The following is a 16,730-nucleotide window of genomic DNA, read 5'->3' as shown; positions in this document are numbered from 1 at the left end:
GAAGCTAAGCCTCATAGCGCCGATGGTACTGCAGGGGGGACCCTGTGGGAGAGTAGGACGCCGCCGAACTAATTTTAAGGGAAACCCCCGCACCAATGGTGCGGGGGTTTTCTGCGTTCCAGGCCGGAAAGCCGGCGGCTAGGGTCGAGCCATGCGATACGACCTGGTCATCTTCGACAATGACGGCGTCCTCGTGGACAGCGAGCCGCTCTCCAACACCATTCTTGCCGCGTATCTGACCGAGCTCGGGCATCCCACCAGTTACGAGGACTCCCTGCGCGACTACATGGGGGCGGCCGTCCATCGCGTACACGACCTGGTTCTCGAGCGGAGTGGGAAGCGGCTGCCCGCCGACTTCGACGATGTGTTCCACGGGCGGGTCTTCGCCGCTTTCGAGCGGGAGCTGCAAGCCATGGACGGGGCCGTCGAGGTCCTGGAGAAGCTGGCGGGGGACGGGGTCGCCTACTGTCTGGCCTCTTCCGGGAGCCATGAGCGGATTCGGGTGGGGCACCGGAAGGCCGGGCTCGACAAGTGGTTCGACGACAAGCGCGTCTTCAGTTCGCAGGACGTGGGGCGGGGGAAGCCGGCGCCCGATCTCTTCCTGTACGCGGCGGAACGCATGGGAGTGGCGCCCGAGCGGTGTGTGGTCGTGGAGGACAGCCCGCTCGGGGTGCGGGCCGCCGTGGCCGCCGGGATGGACGTGTACGGGTTCACCGCCATGACGCCCGCCGAAAAGCTCGCGGGAGCCACTGAACTCTTCGCCGACCTGCGAGAGTTGCCCGCTCTGCTCGCCTCTACCCATGGGTAGCGCGGGGCCCTACGCTTCCCGGCCATGACAGATGTGCTGCGGCGCGGCAGGGCCTCGCTGGCGTTCGCCTTCCTGGCCCAGGGAGTGGCCTTCGCCCTGCTGGTGACGCGTATCCCGGCGATCCAGGACCGGTACGGGATATCCGACGGGCTGCTGCCGGTCTTCCTCGCGGCGGTGCCCATCCTGGCCGGGGTGGGGAGCGTGGCCACCGAGAAGCTGGTCAGGAGGGTGCCGCCGAGTGCGGTGCTGCGGTGGTCGCAGCCGGTCGTGCTGCTCGCGCTCCTCGGTGTGGGCGCCGGTGACGAGCTGTGGCAAGTGGCGCTCTCACTGGGGGCGTTCGGGCTGGCGGTGGGGGCGCTCGACGCGTCGATGAACATGCTCGGGGTCAGCCTCCAGCGGGCGTACGGGCGCAGCATCATGCTCGGTTTCCACGCCGCGTACAGCTTCGGCGGGATCGCGGGGGCCTCGCTGGCCTGGGCGGGTGCGCACTGGGACCTCTCGCTGTCCGTGTCGTATCTGCCGGCCGTGGTCGTGCTGCTGCCCGCGGCGCTGGCCGGGAGCCGGTGGTACGTCGACGCCGAGGCGGAGGACCAGGAGGACCAGGAGGACCAGGGGAACGGTACGGCGGCCGCGAAGGCCGGTGGGGTCGGTTTCAAGCTGTTGCTGCCGCTGTGCCTGGTGATGACGTTCGCGTACATCGGGGACTCGACGGTCTCCAACTGGAGCGCCAAGTACGTGCAGGACGTGCTGGGGAGCTCGGAGGAGGTCTCGACCGTTCCGTACAACGTCTACATGGTCATGACGCTCGTGGGGCGGGGGCTCGGGGACCTGGGCGTGCGTCGCTTCGGGGCCGTGGCGGTGGTACGGGCCGGGGCCCTGGTGGCGGCTCTCGGGTTCGCGGTCGTGGCGGCGGCGCCCGGGGCGTGGGCGGGGGTCGCGGGGTTCACGGTGGTCGGGCTGGGGCTGTGCGTGATCGTTCCGCAGACGTTCGCAGCGGCGGGCCGGCTCGCCTTCGACGGACAGGGAAGCGGGCACGGACAGGGAAGCGGGCACGGGTCCGGGGCTTCGGACGCCGCCGTCGCGCGACTGAACGTTTTCAACTATGTGGGCTTTTTGATCGGTTCGCCGTTGGTGGGCGGACTCGGGGACGCGTGGAACTACCGGGGCGCGATGCTCGTTCCCATGGCGTTGGTGCTCGTGACCGTGTTGTACGCCCGTTCCTTCGCCCCGGGAGCGGACCGATACGGTGACGGACATGAGCGGCCGCGCACAGCTGATGTGGGATGAGGCAGTAACGGGTTACGACTTCGGCCCGGGTCACCCCATGGACCCGGTCCGGCTCGGGCTGACCCGGAGTCTTGTCGGTGCCTTCGGGCTCGACAAGGAGCTTGAGGTGGTCGCGGCCAAGCGGGCCGGTGACTCGACGCTGCGCCTCGTGCACCGCGAGGACTATGTGGACGCGGTCAAGGCGGCGTCGGCCGACCCGGCGTCCGCGCGCGGCGAGTATGGGCTCGGGACCGAGGACGACCCCGCCTTCGCGGGGATGCACGAGGTGTCGGCGCTGATCGCCGGGCAGTCCGTGGGGGCTGCCGAGGCGGTGTGGCGCGGCGAGGCCCTGCACGCGGTCAATTTCGCGGGCGGACTGCACCACGCCATGCCCGGCGGCGCCTCGGGTTTCTGTATCTACAACGACGCGGCGCTCGCCATCGCGCGCCTCCTCGAACTGGGCGCGGAGCGGGTGGCGTACGTGGACGTCGACGTGCACCACGGCGACGGGGTGCAGGCCGCGTTCTGGGAGGATCCGCGGGTCCTGACGGTCTCCCTGCACGAACACCCCCGGACGCTGTTCCCGCAGACCGGCTGGCCGGAGGAGACGGGTGCGGGCGGGACGGCCGAGGGCTCGGCGGTGAACGTCGCGCTGCCGGCGGGGACCGGGGACGCCGGGTGGCTGCGGGCCTTCCACTCCGTGGTGCCCGAGCTGCTCGCGGAGTTCCGGCCGCAGGTCCTCGTCACCCAGCACGGCGCCGACACGCACTTCGAGGACCCCCTGGCGCACCTCGCCGTGTCCCTGGACGCGCAGCGGGCCGTGCAGGTCGCCTGTCACGACCTGGCGCATGAGCACGCCGACGGGCGCTGGGTCGCGCTGGGCGGCGGGGGGTATGCGGTGGTGGACGTCGTGCCGCGCTCCTGGACGCACCTCGTCGCCATCGCCGCGGGGCGGCCCGTGGAGCCGGTGGCGCAGGTCCCGGAGGCCTGGCGGCAGGAGGCCTACGCGCGTACGAGGCAGTTGGCGCCGGGGCGGATGACGGACGGGCGGTGGCCCGTGGACTGGCGGGGCTGGGAGGCCGGTTACGACCCGGCGGACCGGCTCGACCAGGCGGTGCTCGCCGCTCGCCGGGCGGCGTTTCCGCTGCGGGGACTGTTGCCGTAGAGGAGGCCCCCCCTCCGGGGGCTTCGCCTCACGATCGCGCGCCCGATCGAGCGCCGCATGGGCTGAAGCGACGCGCGTACGGCCGCCCCTCGGGCGGATTATGACCGCGTTAGCCCAATTGTGGGTGCTTTTCGGGGTTTTCGCCGTCGGGTGGGCGTCGATGCGTCAGCATCGGCAGCGTGTTGAGCACCGGCGCCCTGCGTGCGCACCTGTTGGCGGCTCGGATGGCCGGGCCCGTGGCGACTTCCCGGGAGAAGAGTCTGCGGAGCTACCGGCTCTTCGCGGCCAGGGACCCGCGGATACTCCTCGGGCTCGACCCCGAGTGGCGCTGGGGCCCCGGCGATCTGCTGGGCCTCATGGCCGAAAAGTGCGGAGTGTCCGCCGACCCGCGGTATACCAGCGGGGCCGACGTCATCGATCCGGAGCGGACCCTGACGGCGCTCGACGCCTTCGCGGAACGCCTCGCGGAGGCCGCGCGAAGGCGACTCCCCGTACTCTTCGGGACCGGACATCCGCACCGGCTGCTCGGGTTCTACGCCGCTTTGGCGGACGCGTTGTCGGCGGCGGGATGCACCGTCCTCACCCCCGCGCAGGGCAACAGTGTCGACATAACGACCCGGTTCGGCCTACGCACGTACAACCTTGACTACGTACAAGGAGTCGCGCTGGTGCGTGAACCCGGCGCACGGCCGGCCGGGAGTGAGACCGGCGCACACACCCACTCACCGCTCCCGGTTCGGGCGGTTCTGGATGCCGCCGCGGAGGCCGGCGGGCCGCTTCCGGGGCTTGTCGTAGGAGACCACGGATGGGTCTGCGGAGCAGGTCAGCTGGGGTTTGAGGCGATCGGTCTGGCGGATACGGATGATCCCGCGCTGTTCGTCGGAGAGGCCGAGGGGCGGGTGTCCGTCGTCGTTCCGCTTGATGACGCTGTGCGGTCTGATTACTACCGACCGCTTACTCGCTATGTACTCAATCGAGCGTGTCTGTCACAGTAGGCGGCCGATGGCTGCTCCTCTTCCCCACTCGCATCATCCGCCCCTAGTCTGGGGAGTGAGCGCGCAGCGACGAAGAGTCACCGGAAGGGGAAGCCGGTGCCCGTCATGTGCGGAAGGTTCAGGTGGGGTGTCATGGCTGAGAACCAGAGGCCGCTGAACGAGGTTCAGTTTCTGACCGTGGCGGAAGTCGCCTCGGTGATGCGAGTGTCCAAGATGACCGTGTACCGCTTGGTGCACAGCGGTCATCTGCCCGCCATCCGGGTCGGAAGGTCCTTCCGGGTTCCCGAGCAGGCGGTGCACGAATACCTCCGCGAGTCGTATGTGGGGGTCGAGGCAGGCTGAGCGCGGGGGCCTCAGGGCCCCTCGCCGGGAGGGCTCCTCCGCCCTCGATTACGTCCTCCACGCCGGGACGGGTAGGCTAGGCCGACGTAGGTCGTGTGGGCCCAGTCTGCTGCCCCGCACTTAGTGAAGAGAAGTGAGCGAGGGTAGTCGTGGGCTCTGTTATCAAGAAGCGGCGTAAGCGGATGGCCAAGAAGAAGCACCGCAAGCTGCTGAAGCGCACTCGCGTTCAGCGTCGCAACAAGAAGTAAGCGGCCGCTGTACACGCGTCCGAAGCCCTCCCGTCATTCTGGCGGGAGGGCTTCGGCATGTCCGGAGCCGTACGCGGTACTTGAGCACCGGCCGGTTGGTCCGTACGTGCTCCTGTGTCCGTCGTCACTTCCCGCCGCGCACGGTCATCACAGCGCAACACGGACCGGCTAGCGTGGGCCGGGACACGGACGATGGTGCGCGGCGAGGGCTGGGGAAAGGCAGGCGCTGATCTTGGGCAAGGTCGTGCTCGTGACCGGAGTGGCCCGGCAACTGGGCGGAAGGTTCGTCCGGCGCGTCCAGCGCGATCCCGAGGTGGACCGGGTGATCGCCGTCGACGCGGTACCGCCCGAGCACCATCTGGGCGGCGCCGACTTCGTCCGGGCCGACATCCGGCAGCCCGCGATCGCCAAGGTCCTCGCCGAGTACGGCGTGGACACGGTCGTCCACATGGACGTCACGGCGACCGCGCTGGGCGGCGGCAGCCGGGGCTCGGCCAAGGAGACCAACGTCATCGGCACCATGCAGCTCCTCGGGGCCTGCCAGAAGTCGCCGACGGTGAAGCGGCTCGTGGTGAAGTCCAGCACCAGCGTGTACGGCTCGGCGCCCAGGGACCCCGCGGTCTTCACCGAGACGACGGTGCCCAAGTCGCTGCCGAGCGGCGGCTTCGCCAAGGACACCGTCGAGGTCGAGGGCTATGTGCGCGGCTTCGCGCGGCGCCGCCCGGACGTCGCGGTCTGCGTGCTGCGCTTCGCCAACATCCTCGGGCCCACGGCCGACTCCCCGCTCGCCGAGTACTTCTCGCTGCCGGTCCTGCCGACCGTGTTCGGCTACGACCCGCGCCTCCAGTTCGTCCACGAGGACGACGCGGTCGAGGTGCTCCGCCTGGCCTCGCACGAACCGCGGCGCGGGACGCTCAACAGCGGAACCTTCAACATCGCGGGCGACGGCCTGCTCCTGCTCTCCCAGTGCTCACGGCGGCTCGGCCGCCCCACCGTGCCCGTCCTCCTGCCCGCCGTCACCTGGGTCGGCTCGGCGCTGCGGACCATGGGCATGACGGACTTCTCGCCGGAGCAGCTCCGGCTGCTGACCCACGGCAGGGTCGTGGCCACCCGGCAGATGCGCGAGACACTGGGGTTCGAGCCGAAGTACACCACCGCGGAGGCCTTTGCGGACTTCGTGCGCAGCCGCGGTCCCGGGCTGCTGCCACCGGGTGCCCTCGCGGGGGCAGTGGACCGGATCGCCGCGCTGCCCTTCGCGGGCGGCAACCGATGCGCCAACTGAGGAGAGCGTCAACGATGGCGGACGCCAAGGTCATTCCGTTCGACGACGACCGGTCGCGCGCGGCGGCGCAGCGCGCCCCGCGCCGCAGGCCCACGTCCACGCCCCGCCGCAAGGGTGATCCCGCGGCCGTGAGCGAGGTCAAGGCGCTGCCCGGCGGGCAGCAGGAGGGTGCGCACGCGGAACCGGAGGCCGGGCGTCCTGAGCCGACGCGGCGGGCGCAGGAGCCACGGGGCGGCGGCCTCGACCGCCGTATCGCGGGTGGCCTGGCCTTTCTGCGGCGACGGCTGACGGGTGAGTACGAGGTCGACGACTTCGGGTACGACGAGGAGCTCACCGACCAGGTCCTGATGTCGCTGCTGCGCCCCCTGTACGAGAAGTACTTCCGGGTGGAGGTGAAGGGCGTCGAGAACATCCCCGCCGAGGGCGGGGCCCTGATCGTCGCCAACCACTCGGGGACGCTGCCGCTGGACGGCCTGATGATGCAGGTCGCGGTGCACGACAACCATCCGCAGGGCCGGCATCTGCGGCTGCTCGCCGCGGACCTCGTCTTCATGCTGCCGGTGATCAACGAACTGGCCCGCAAGGCCGGGCACACCCTGGCGTGCGCCGAGGACGCCGAGCGGCTCCTGGAGCGGGGCGAGCTGGTCGGTGTGATGCCGGAGGGGTTCAAGGGCATCGGGAAGCCGTTCAGCGAGCGCTACAAGCTCCAGCGGTTCGGCCGTGGCGGCTTCGTCTCGACGGCTCTGCGGGCGGGCGCTCCGATCGTGCCGTGCTCGATCGTGGGCGCCGAGGAGATCTACCCGATGATCGGCAACGCGAAGACGCTGGCGCGGGTGCTCGGCATCCCGTACTTCCCGATCACGCCCACGTTCCCCTGGCTCGGGCCGCTGGGGGCGATGCCGCTGCCGACGAAGTGGACGATCCAGTTCGGCGAGCCGATCCCGACGGACGGCTATCCGCTGGAGGCGGCGGACGACCCGATGCTGATGTTCAACCTCACGGACCGGGTGCGCGAGCAGATCCAGCACTCGCTGTACAAGCTGCTCGTGCAGCGACGGTCGGTCTTCTTCTAGAAGCCCCAGCAGTTCCAGAAGGCCTGGAAGTACGTCCAGGCATACGTGATGGGGGCGCCTCCCTGGTCGGGGGCGCCCCCATCACGTACTGACGACGACCGCTACTTCTCCTCGTCGGCGTCGAGGCCGAGGTCCGGGAGCAGGCCGGGCAGGAGCGGAGGCAGGGTGACGTCCGGTTTGGCCGGGGTCTCCTTGCCGGGTTTGCTCCTGCCGTCCGACGGCTCGGGACTCGTCTTCTCGTCCGGTGGGTCGAGGAGACCGCCGACGCTGCCGCCGAGGACGTCGTCGCCGCCGTCACTCCGGTGGGGTGAGGACGGCTTCTCCTCGCGGGTGTCGCCGGTGCCGCCGCTTCCACCGCTGTCGGGGGAGGCGGACTGCCGGCCGGTGTCGTCCGGGCGGCTGGGGCTCTGCGGTGTCCCGCCGCCCGAACCGTCCTTCTGCGGGAGGCGGGGGAGCCGGGCCCGCAGGGGTTCGACGTCGTCCTCTATGGCGTCGAACACGGAGTCCACCTGGTCGCTCATGTCCCCGAGCTGGACGGGGAGCCGGCCCTGGAGGTCGCTCCAGCTCTCCCGGTGCGAGCGGGAGAAGGCGGAGAGCGCCTGCATGGGACCGAGCGAGCCGTCGCGCTCGAACGCCTCGTGCAGCAGACGGTGACCCTCGCTGGCGTCGTGTTGCATGCCGGTGAGGGCTCGCCTGATCTCGCCGATGGACTCGTGGTCCAGGGGTCCTGAGCGGCCCCGCTCCATGAGCCTGTGTGCCTCGTTCAGCCGGGTGGAGGCCTGGTCGAGATAGATCTCGCCGCGGTCCTCGCCGTCGTCGGCCAGGCCCAGCTTGAGGTCTTCCATGCCGCGCTTGAGGCCGTACAGCGAGTCGCCGGGGAGGGCGTCGGAGCTGGCGGCCGCGACTCCGCCGAAGGCGCCCGCCGCGACGCCGACGGTGAGGCCGCCGGCGGCGATGCCCTTGGAGAGACGGGAGCGCGGCCGCAGTCTGTTCAGCGGGCCGGCTCGGTGCGCGCCCTTGCGGGAGCGCTGTTCGGGCACCGCGGCACTGCCGTCGAGGAGCATGGCCTCCATCGCGGCCACGAGCTGGGCGCGCTGGACGACCTTGACCTCGGGGTCGAAGACGGGTTTGGGCAGCGCGTCGAGGCCTTCCGTCAGGGCCAGCATGCGGCCCTGCTCGGTCGGCCCGGCGCTGGCCGCGGTGGTTTCGGGGGACTCCTCGGCCGCGGGCGTGGACGCGGAGTCCTCGGACTGCTCGGCCGCCGGGCGCTGGTCGGAATGTTCATCCAGGGCCTGGGCGAAGGCGTTCGCCCGCCGGTGGGCCGATACGTTCGCGATCACTGGCGGCACCTCCTCTCGTCATGACGGTCGACTCCCCAGGGGGTCCTGAGGGTTGCCTGTCCGACCGCTTCCACACGTTCGAGTGAGCGTATGGCGTTTCCCTCGGGAGCGAAGGGAACGGTCGGATGGCGACCACAGGGAGCCTGCATCCCGCACAACGAGCGTCGCGGCACTTGGGTTACGGACGAAGGATGATCGGACCGCGAGGAATCGCCAAGGGGCCGTGGGGGCCAACTGGCCGTCACGTGCAGTGAGTCAACCGCCGCTGAAGGCTGCCCGGCGCTACCGCACGTCGTCCGGGAGGAGCCGCGCGAGCGTGCGCACCGCGCGGTACTGAAGGGTTTTGATCGCGCCCTCGTTCTTTCCCATGACCCGCGCGGTCTCCGCGACGGAGAGGCCCTGGAGGAAGCGCAGGGTCACGCACTCCTGCTGCTGGGGGTTGAGGCGGCGGACGGCTTCGAGCAGTGCCGTGTTCGACAGGTGCTCGAGGACGGAGTCCTCGGGGCTGCGCTCGACCTCGTTGGCGTCGAGCATCTCGCCGGTGGTCACTTCGAGGCGGAACCGGCTCGACTTGAAGTGGTCGGCGACGAGGTTGCGGGCGATCGTGACCAGCCAGGCGCCGAAGTCGCGGCCCTGCCAGGTGAAGGTGCCGATGCGGCGGAGGGCGCGCAGAAAGGTCTCGCTGGTGAGGTCCTCGGCGGTCGCCTTGCCACCCACGCGGTAGTAGATGTAGCGGTAGACCGTGTCGCTGTACTGGTCGTAGAGGCGGCCGAAGGCGTCGGACTCGCCGGCCTGGGCGCGTTCGACGAGCTCCATCATGCGGGCGCTGTCACTGTCCGCCGCGGGACGGCGGTGGGTGGTCGTTGAAGTGGCGGCAGCGGCGCCGGAGCGGACCCGTCTGCTGACAGCCGCACCGCCGTCCGCCAGGGCGTGGCACGGCCCGGCGGGTGCGGGGACGGCGAATGCGGGGACGGCGGGGACGGCGTACGCGGTGGGGACGAAGCCGCGCAAGCGGTCGAGGACCGTTGCGCGCAGCGTAGCCAGGCCCGAGGCGTCAACCCCGACGTGTGGGTACACGGGACTCCCAGAGGCAGAGCTTCCATCACGTGCAGTTCCGGACCATTCACTCGTCGTGGCGACAAGCGGTGACGAGCGAGGCCCGTTCATGCGTCTGAGGAGAATAACGCTTCGTACAGGCAGCGCTACACCCAGTTGCTCAAATCGTCGATTACGTCGCTTCTGTAACCGATACGCGCACACTTGAGCAGCAGAGAGTGACCGTTTATTGATCGCTTCGGTTCACATTCCGTCTTCACGTGAGGCGTGTTGTGGCCGAGTCCATCCCGTGTGACTGCCGGGGAACGGGACGGGGTAGGACCGCGGAATGCGCGCCGGCCGGTGGTGGCGTCTGAGGGCGGCCTGGCCGCGCCGGCTCAGTGGCGGCGGCGGTGCAGGGCGATGGCGGCGGCGGTGCCGCCCGCGACCGCGCCCACGCCCGCGGCGGCCGGGATGCCGACCTTCGCGGCCTTGCGGCCCGTGCGGTAGTCCCGCAGCCGCCAGTCCCGCTCGCGGGCGTGCTTGCGCAGCTTGGCGTCGGGGTTGATCGCGTAGGGGTGGCCGACCAGCGACAGCATCGGGATGTCGTTGTGGGAGTCGCTGTACGCGGCGCAGCGGGCCAGGTCCAGGCCCTCCGCGGCGGCCAGGGCGCGGACGGCCTCCGCCTTGGCGGGGCCGTGCAGGGGCTCGCCGACGAGCTTGCCGGTGTAAACGCCGCCCATGGACTCGGCGACGGTGCCGAGGGCGCCGGTCAGGCCGAGGCGTCCCGCGATGACCGTGGCGATCTCCACCGGCGCCGCGGTGACCAGCCAGACCTTCTGGCCCGCGTCGAGGTGGGCCTGGGCGAGGGCGCGGGTGCCGGGCCAGATGCGCTCGGCCATGTACTCGTCGTAGATCTCCTCGCCGATGGACATCAGCTCGGCGACGCGGTGGCCCTTGACGATGGAGAGCGCGCTGTCGCGGGCGTCCTGCATGTGCTCGGGGTCCTCGACGCCTGCGAGCCTGAACCACGCCTGCTGCCAGGCGAACCGGAAGAGCTCCTGGCGCTCGAAGAACTTCCGCTTGTACAGGCCGCGGCCGAAGTGAAAGATCGCGGCGCCCTGCATCACGGTGTTGTCGAGGTCGAAGAAGGCGGCGGCCTTGTCGTCGCCGACGACGGGGAAGGCGGGTTCCGCGGGCCCCTCGTCGGGCGTGGTGCGCCCCGCGAGTTCCTCCAGCTCCTGGGAGGACTTGCGTGCTGCCTCAGCCGAGGCCTCGCCTGCCAACACGCTCCGCGCCGTGGCGGAGCGCCTACGGGGGGTGAGCCATCCGAGAGCGGCCATGTCGTGAGCATAGCCAGTCCGTCAGGTGGTTCCGGAGTCGGCCGGATGCGGGGGCCGTGAACTCTCCGCGACCGGACCGTTAAGCGGGCCGCGCCCCGGGGATCGGCCGGACGGGGGAGCCGGGGCGAGAATGGCGGTATGAGCCCGATTTTTCGTCGTACGGAGAAGAAGAAGCCCGCGGAGCGCACGGTGACCCTGATCGGGAAGCCGGGCTGTCATCTGTGTGATGACGCACAGCAGGTGATCGAGAAGGTCTGCGGGGAGCTCGGCGCCGCGTGGGAGAAGAAGGACATCACGCGGGACGAGGAGCTGCACCGGGCGTACTGGGAGCAGATCCCGGTGGTTCTGGTCGACGGTGAGCAGCACACCTTCTGGCGCGTGGACGAGGCGCGGCTCCGCCGGGAGCTGGCGGGATAGGGCGCTCGCACGGGCGCGGTTACTGACCAGGCAGTCCAAAGAACCCGCAAAATCGTCTAGGCTTTGGGGCGGTTTTGTTCACGGGGGTGATGATCGTGAGGAGTGTGTGCGGTTTTGCCCCCTTCAGGTGAGCAACGAAGCTGCCCACGCGCCGGTTCCACGATCGCGCGCCGGGGGCGCGTGACCCCCATCACGTTGGCCGGGCAAAACGGACACCATCTTTGTGCACGCGTTCACAAAGGCATAGCCTGCAGGGGACGGGGCGGTCTGGGGACGAGTGACCGCCTGCAGCCCCGCTCTACCCGCAGGAGCACCGTGGCAACTGGCCGAACTCACCGACCGGCGACCCGCAGCCGAGGAATTCCCGAGGCCACCGTCGCCAGGCTTCCGCTGTACCTCCGCGCTCTCACCGCACTGTCGGAGCGCTCGGTGCCCACGGTCTCCTCCGAGGAGCTCGCGGCCGCCGCGGGGGTCAACTCCGCGAAGCTGCGCAAGGACTTCTCCTACCTCGGTTCCTACGGGACGCGCGGCGTCGGCTATGACGTCGAGTATCTCGTGTACCAGATCTCCCGTGAGCTCGGCCTCACCCAGGACTGGCCGGTTGTCATCGTCGGCATCGGCAACCTCGGCGCCGCCCTGGCCAACTACGGCGGCTTCGCCTCGCGTGGTTTCCGCGTCGCGGCACTGATAGACGCCGACCCGGCAATGGCCGGAAAGCCCGTGGCCGGCATGCCCGTGCAGCACACCGACGAGCTAGAGAAGATCATCGAGGACAACGGCGTCTCGATCGGCGTCATCGCCACCCCGGCCGGCGCCGCCCAGCAGGTCTGCGAGCGGCTCGTCGCCGCCGGTGTGACCTCCATCCTGAACTTCGCGCCGACCGTGCTGTCCGTGCCGGACGGCGTCGACGTGCGCAAGGTCGACCTCTCCATCGAGCTCCAGATCCTCGCCTTCCACGAGCAGCGCAAGGCCGGCGAGGACGCGGCGTCCGACGACGTCGCGCCGCCCGTCGCCGCCAAGCAGCACCGCAAGGGACCCGACGGGGATGTCCCCGCCGTGATGCCGGCATGAGCCTCCTTGTCGTGGGGCTGAGCCATCGCAGCGCCCCGGTGAGTGTCCTTGAGCGGGCCGCGCTGAACGCGGACGCGCAGGCCAAGCTGTTGCAGGACACCCTGGCCGCCGAGCCCGCCACCGAGGCGGCCGTGCTCGCCACGTGCAACCGCATCGAGCTGTACGCGGACGTCGACAAGTTCCACGCGGGCGTCGCCGAGGTGTCGACGCTGCTCGCGCAGCACAGCGGCCTGGGCCTGGACGAGCTCACCCCTTATCTGTACGTCCACTACGAGGACCGTGCCGTCCACCACCTCTTCTCGGTGGCGTGCGGGCTCGACTCCATGGTCGTGGGCGAGGGACAGATCCTCGGGCAGATCAAGGACACCCTCGCGCGCGCCCAGGAGCTGCACACCGCGGGCCGTCTCCTCAACGACCTGTTCCAGCAGGCCCTGCGGGTCGGCAAGCGCGCGCACTCCGAGACCGGCATCGACCGGGCCGGGCAGTCGCTCGTCACCTTCGGCCTGGAGCAGCTCGCCGCGCGCGAGCCGGTCGGGGAGTGGGTCAGGGGCAAGCGCGCCCTGGTGATCGGCGCCGGTTCCATGTCCTCGCTCGCCGCGGCGACGCTCGCGCGCGCCGGGGTCACCGAGGTCGTGGTCGCCAACCGCACGCTGGAGCGCGCCGAGCGGCTCGCGGAGATCCTCGGCGAGTCCGGCGCCACCGGGATGACGGCTCGCGCCGTGCCCATGGACGCCGTGGCCGACGAACTGACACGTGCCGATGTCGCCGTCTCCTGCACCGGCGCGACCGGCCTGGTGCTGACCGCGGACGTCGTCTCGGCCGCCGTCGCGGGCCGTGTGCCCGCGGAGGCCCGCGTCGGTGAGGTACCCGCGCAGGCCAGGAGCGGTTCGGCGGGCACCGCCGTGCGCCCCGTCGACACGGGCGAGGAGCCCTGTCCCTTCGACCTCTCCACGGCACGCGGCTTCTCCGTGGCCGGTGACGCCGCCGTCGCCGGGATGGATGCCGCCTCCCTGGAGCAGCACGGAGCCTGGGTGGACAACGCCCCGGCCGGGCGGCGCGAGGGCACGGCCCCCGATCCGCAGGCCGAGGCCGACGCGATCGCCGCGCTCGTGGCGGCCGCGAACCGCGCGGGCAGGCTGCCGGAGCGGCGCGGCCCGTCGCCCTGGGCCGGTGCGGCCCGCGTGGCGGTGCTCGCCCTGCTCGACCTCGCCATGCCCCGTGACATCGACGCCGCCGTGCACCGGATCCCGGGCGTGCGGCTCGTCGACATCGAGTCGCTCGCCGATGCCTCGGCCGACGCGCCGATGGCCGCCGACGTCGAGCAGGTGCGGAGCATCGTCTCCGACGAGGTCGCGGCCTTCGGCGCCGCACAGCGTGCCGCGCACATCACGCCGACCGTGGTCGCCCTGCGCACCATGGCCGCCGGTGTGGTGGCCGGTGAGATGGCCCGGCTCGAAGGACGGCTGCCGGGCCTGGAGGACAAGCAGCGCGCGGAGATCACGCAGACCGTGCGCCGCGTCGTGGACAAGCTGCTGCACGCGCCGACGGTGCGGGTGAAGCAGCTCGCCGGTGAGCCCGGCGGCGCCGGGTACGCGGACGCGCTGCGGACGCTCTTCGACCTCGACCCGCAGACGGTCGCGGCGGTCAGCAGGGCGGACCACACGAACAACGAGAACGACGACCCGAATAGAGGCCGGGCATGACCGAGAGGGCTCTCAGGCTCGGGACCAGGCGCAGCACGCTGGCCATGGCCCAGTCGGGCCAAGTTGCCGAAGCGGTACGGCAGTTGACGGGGCGTCCCGTCGAGCTCGTGCCGATCACCACGTACGGGGACACCTCGCGCGAGCACCTGGCGCAGATCGGCGGCACCGGCGTCTTCGTCGCCGCCCTGCGCGAGGCGGTCGTCCGTGGCGAGGTCGACTTCGCCGTGCACTCGCTCAAGGACCTGCCCACCACGCAGCCCGAGGAGCTCGTGCTCGCGGCCGTGCCGGTCCGCGAGGACCCGCGCGACATCCTCGTCGCGCGCGACGGCCTGACCTTCCCGGAGCTGCCCGCGGGCGCCCGTGTCGGCACCGGCTCGCCGCGCCGCATGGCGCAGCTCAACGCCTACGCGCGCAGCCACGGCATGACCGTGGAGACCGTGCCGATCCGCGGGAACATCGACACCCGCATCGGATACGTGCGCGACGGGGAGCTCGACGCCGTCGTGCTCGCCGCCGCCGGACTCAGCCGCGTCGGCAGGATCGACGAGGTGACCGACTTCCTGTCGGTCGACACTGTTCTGCCCGCCCCCGGCCAGGGGGCACTGGCGATCGAGTGTGCCGCGCACAACGCGTCACTCGCCGCCGCGCTCGCCGAGCTCGACGACCCGTACACACGGGTCGCCGTGAGCGCCGAGCGGTCCCTGCTCGCCGCCCTGGAAGCCGGTTGCAGTGCGCCCGTGGGCGCACTGGCCGACTTGCTGGCCGACGGGCAGATTGTCAAGGAGATGCGCCTGCGCGGCGTCGTCGGCACGACCGACGGCTCGACGCTGGTGCAGCTGTCCACCACCGGTCCCGTGCCCGAGACGGAGACCCAAGCCATGGCGCTCGGCCGCGAACTCGCGGACGAGATGCTCGCCAAGGGCGCGGCCGGTCTGATGGGGGAGCGAGAACTTTGAGCCCCACCTCGAACCTTCCCGGCATTCCCGCACACGGGCACGTCACCTTCCTGGGTGCCGGACCCGGAGATCCGGGACTGCTGACCCTGCGCGCCGTCGAGGCGCTGACCCGAGCGGAAGTGCTGATCGCCGAGCCGGATGTGCTCGACGTCGTCCGTGTGCATGCCAGGGGAGGTGTGGACACACCCCTGCCGACGGCGACTGACGACATGTCAGCAGCCCCTGACACGGCGACTTTCCGAGCCGCGGCCAATCTTGTCATGGAGGCCGCGAGGGGCGGCAGGCGGGTCGTGCGTGCGGTCAGCGGCGACCCCGGCCTCGACACGTACGCGGCCGAGGAGATGCTCGCCTGCGCCGCCGAGGGCATCCCCTTCGAGGTCGTGCCCGGCATCGCGGCGGCCGTCGGCGTGCCCGCGTACGCCGGTGTGCCGCTGCGGGACGCGCAGGGCACCGACGTGCGGTTCATCGACGCCCGTACGGCGTCCGGCCGCTGCTGGAGCGAGGTCGGCGCGTCCGACGGGACCGTGGTGGTCTCGACGTCGCTCGACTCCGTCGCCGCGGCCGCGGGCGAGCTGGTGGCCGCGGGCCGCAAGCCCGACACCCCGCTGACCGTGACCGTCGGCGGCACGACGACGCGCCAGCGCACCTGGAACGCCACCCTCGGCACCATCGCGCAGGTCTTCAAGCAGACGAAGGTGCTGCCCTCCCCCGAGGGGGGCCGGCCGGTCATAGCCGTGGTCGGTGAGCGCAGCTCGGCCGCCCAGCGCGACCAGTTGTCGTGGTTCGAGTCGAAGCCGCTCTTCGGCTGGCGGGTGCTCGTACCGCGTACGAAGGAGCAGGCCGCCTCGCTCTCCGACCAGCTCCGCTCCTACGGGGCCGTGCCGCACGAGGTGCCGACCATCGCGGTCGAGCCGCCGCGCACGCCCCAGCAGATGGAGCGCGCCGTCAAGGGGCTCGTCACCGGACGGTACGAGTGGATCGCCTTCACCTCCGTGAACGCCGTCAAGGCGGTGCGGGAGAAGTTCGAGGAGTACGGGCTCGACGCGCGTGCCTTCGCCGGGATCAAGGTCGCGGCCGTCGGCGAGCAGACCGCCGCCGCGCTGATCGCCTTCGGCGTCAAGCCGGACCTGGTGCCGAGCGGCGAGCAGTCGGCCGCCGGGCTCCTTGAGGACTGGCCGCCGTACGACCCGGTCTTCGACCCGATCGACCGGGTGTTCCTGCCGCGGGCCGACATCGCCACGGAGACGCTGGTCGCGGGTCTGATCGACCTCGGCTGGGAGGTCGACGACGTGACCGCCTACCGGACGGTGCGCGCCTCGCCGCCGCCGGCCGAGACGCGGGAGGCGATCAAGGGCGGCGGCTTCGACGCCGTGCTCTTCACCTCCTCCTCCACGGTCCGCAACCTCGTCGGCATCGCGGGCAAGCCGCACAACGTGACGGTGATCGCCTGCATCGGCCCCGCCACGGCCAAGACCGCCGAGGAGCACGGGCTCCGGGTGGACGTGATGGCTCCCGAGCCCTCGGTCCACAAGCTCGCCGAGGCGCTGGCCCAGTTCGGTTCGCAGCGGCGGGCCGCGGCCCTGGAGGCCGGGGACCCGGTGACACGGCCGAGCGAGCGGCGTCCCGGTTCGCGGCGTCGGCGCACGGCGCCGTAGGTTCGGGTGGGCGGGCGCACCCCGCCCGCCC

At 71.1% G+C, this 16,730-nt stretch carries 16 protein-coding genes and 1 rRNA gene; 14 read left to right on the top strand and 3 right to left on the bottom strand.

The features are described 5' to 3' along the window. The 9 genes from rrf to ACZ6JY_RS30060 form a co-directional block, all read left to right on the top strand. Nucleotides 1-69: ribosomal RNA gene (gene rrf / locus ACZ6JY_RS30100) — 5S ribosomal RNA — on the top strand; the annotation flags it as partial. An 82-nt stretch (nt 70-151) separates the two neighbouring features. Next, nucleotides 152-808 (top strand): HAD family hydrolase, encoded by a 657-nt coding sequence (locus tag ACZ6JY_RS30095; RefSeq protein ID WP_469200794.1) that lies wholly within the window; start codon nt 152-154, stop codon nt 806-808. Nucleotides 809-832: 24 nt separating this feature from the next. Continuing rightward, nucleotides 833-2,095: an MFS transporter gene (locus ACZ6JY_RS30090; RefSeq protein WP_469200792.1), complete on the top strand. Its 1,263-nt coding sequence runs from the start codon at nt 833-835 to the stop codon at nt 2,093-2,095. Further along, entirely contained in the window at nt 2,064-3,239 is a 1,176-nt protein-coding gene (locus ACZ6JY_RS30085; protein WP_469200790.1) for an acetoin utilization protein AcuC, read from the top strand. The genes ACZ6JY_RS30090 and ACZ6JY_RS30085 overlap by 32 nt, the downstream gene beginning before the upstream one ends. Nucleotides 3,240-3,418: 179 nt before the next feature. Beyond that, nucleotides 3,419-4,234: a phosphatase gene (locus ACZ6JY_RS30080; RefSeq protein ID WP_469200788.1), complete on the top strand. Its 816-nt coding sequence runs from the start codon at nt 3,419-3,421 to the stop codon at nt 4,232-4,234. Between the two features lie 132 nt (nt 4,235-4,366). After that, entirely contained in the window at nt 4,367-4,576 is a 210-nt protein-coding gene (locus ACZ6JY_RS30075; protein WP_062770509.1) for a helix-turn-helix domain-containing protein, read from the top strand. A 149-nt stretch (nt 4,577-4,725) separates the two neighbouring features. After that, nucleotides 4,726-4,824, top strand: a complete 99-nt coding sequence (locus tag ACZ6JY_RS30070; protein WP_003948845.1) for a 30S ribosomal protein bS22 — start codon at nt 4,726-4,728, stop codon at nt 4,822-4,824. Nucleotides 4,825-5,056: 232 nt separating this feature from the next. Then, on the top strand, nt 5,057-6,106 hold the full coding sequence (locus ACZ6JY_RS30065; protein WP_469200785.1) for an NAD-dependent epimerase/dehydratase family protein: 1,050 nt from the start codon (nt 5,057-5,059) through the stop codon (nt 6,104-6,106). Between the two features lie 14 nt (nt 6,107-6,120). Beyond that, entirely contained in the window at nt 6,121-7,179 is a 1,059-nt protein-coding gene (locus tag ACZ6JY_RS30060; protein WP_469200783.1) for a lysophospholipid acyltransferase family protein, read from the top strand. A gap of 101 nt (nt 7,180-7,280) precedes the next feature. Here ACZ6JY_RS30060 and ACZ6JY_RS30055 read toward each other — a convergent pair whose 3' ends face one another. The 3 genes from ACZ6JY_RS30055 to ACZ6JY_RS30045 all read right to left on the bottom strand — a co-directional run bounded on the left by ACZ6JY_RS30055 (nt 7,281) and on the right by ACZ6JY_RS30045 (nt 10,897). Then, the gene (locus tag ACZ6JY_RS30055) at nt 7,281-8,519 is read right to left on the bottom strand and encodes a DUF5667 domain-containing protein (RefSeq protein ID WP_469200781.1); all 1,239 of its coding nucleotides are present in this window, start codon (nt 8,517-8,519) and stop codon (nt 7,281-7,283) included. Nucleotides 8,520-8,801: 282 nt separating this feature from the next. After that, nucleotides 8,802-9,596 carry an ECF subfamily RNA polymerase sigma factor, BldN family gene (locus ACZ6JY_RS30050; protein ID WP_469200779.1) on the bottom strand — a complete coding sequence of 265 codons (795 nt, stop codon included), beginning with the start codon at nt 9,594-9,596 and terminating at the stop codon, nt 8,802-8,804. Nucleotides 9,597-9,952: 356 nt separating this feature from the next. Beyond that, the gene (locus ACZ6JY_RS30045) at nt 9,953-10,897 is read right to left on the bottom strand and encodes an HAD family hydrolase (RefSeq protein WP_469200777.1); all 945 of its coding nucleotides are present in this window, start codon (nt 10,895-10,897) and stop codon (nt 9,953-9,955) included. A gap of 138 nt (nt 10,898-11,035) precedes the next feature. On the opposite strand from ACZ6JY_RS30045, the gene ACZ6JY_RS30040 reads away from it, so the two are divergent. The 5 genes from ACZ6JY_RS30040 (at nt 11,036) to ACZ6JY_RS30020 (ending at nt 16,699) form a co-directional block, all read left to right on the top strand. Then, nucleotides 11,036-11,314, top strand: a complete 279-nt coding sequence (locus ACZ6JY_RS30040; RefSeq protein WP_469200775.1) for a glutaredoxin family protein — start codon at nt 11,036-11,038, stop codon at nt 11,312-11,314. Nucleotides 11,315-11,629: 315 nt separating this feature from the next. After that, the gene (locus ACZ6JY_RS30035; RefSeq protein ID WP_469200773.1) at nt 11,630-12,385 is read left to right on the top strand and encodes a redox-sensing transcriptional repressor Rex; all 756 of its coding nucleotides are present in this window, start codon (nt 11,630-11,632) and stop codon (nt 12,383-12,385) included. Then, nucleotides 12,382-14,088: a glutamyl-tRNA reductase gene (locus tag ACZ6JY_RS30030; protein ID WP_469200771.1), complete on the top strand. Its 1,707-nt coding sequence runs from the start codon at nt 12,382-12,384 to the stop codon at nt 14,086-14,088. The genes ACZ6JY_RS30035 and ACZ6JY_RS30030 overlap by 4 nt, the downstream gene beginning before the upstream one ends. After that, entirely contained in the window at nt 14,085-15,044 is a 960-nt protein-coding gene (hemC, locus tag ACZ6JY_RS30025) for a hydroxymethylbilane synthase (RefSeq protein WP_469200769.1), read from the top strand. Before ACZ6JY_RS30030 ends, hemC begins: the two co-directional genes overlap by 4 nt. Then, the gene (locus ACZ6JY_RS30020) at nt 15,041-16,699 is read left to right on the top strand and encodes a bifunctional uroporphyrinogen-III C-methyltransferase/uroporphyrinogen-III synthase (RefSeq protein ID WP_469200767.1); all 1,659 of its coding nucleotides are present in this window, start codon (nt 15,041-15,043) and stop codon (nt 16,697-16,699) included. Before hemC ends, ACZ6JY_RS30020 begins: the two co-directional genes overlap by 4 nt. Nucleotides 16,700-16,730: the final 31 nt, after the last annotated feature.

It is taken from the genome of Streptomyces sp. NPDC046335, from assembly GCF_055587985.1.
The sequence above is the reverse complement of the archived record's forward strand: the minus strand, read 5'-3'. Positions and strand labels throughout refer to the sequence as shown.

What these genes read in the sequence shown, in the direction of transcription:
- ACZ6JY_RS30030 (WP_469200771.1), top strand. Translation starts at nt 12,382, where the DNA reads ATGAGCCTCCTTGTCGTGGGGCTGAGCCATCGCAGCGCCCCGGTGAGT.
- ACZ6JY_RS30085 (WP_469200790.1), top strand. Translation starts at nt 2,064, where the DNA reads ATGAGCGGCCGCGCACAGCTGATGTGGGATGAGGCAGTAACGGGTTAC.
- hemC (WP_469200769.1), top strand. Translation starts at nt 14,085, where the DNA reads ATGACCGAGAGGGCTCTCAGGCTCGGGACCAGGCGCAGCACGCTGGCC.
- ACZ6JY_RS30090 (WP_469200792.1), top strand. Translation starts at nt 833, where the DNA reads ATGACAGATGTGCTGCGGCGCGGCAGGGCCTCGCTGGCGTTCGCCTTC.
- ACZ6JY_RS30060 (WP_469200783.1), top strand. Translation starts at nt 6,121, where the DNA reads ATGGCGGACGCCAAGGTCATTCCGTTCGACGACGACCGGTCGCGCGCG.
- ACZ6JY_RS30040 (WP_469200775.1), top strand. Translation starts at nt 11,036, where the DNA reads ATGAGCCCGATTTTTCGTCGTACGGAGAAGAAGAAGCCCGCGGAGCGC.
- ACZ6JY_RS30095 (WP_469200794.1), top strand. Translation starts at nt 152, where the DNA reads ATGCGATACGACCTGGTCATCTTCGACAATGACGGCGTCCTCGTGGAC.
- ACZ6JY_RS30045 (WP_469200777.1), bottom strand. Translation starts at nt 10,897, where the DNA reads ATGGCCGCTCTCGGATGGCTCACCCCCCGTAGGCGCTCCGCCACGGCG.
- ACZ6JY_RS30075 (WP_062770509.1), top strand. Translation starts at nt 4,367, where the DNA reads ATGGCTGAGAACCAGAGGCCGCTGAACGAGGTTCAGTTTCTGACCGTG.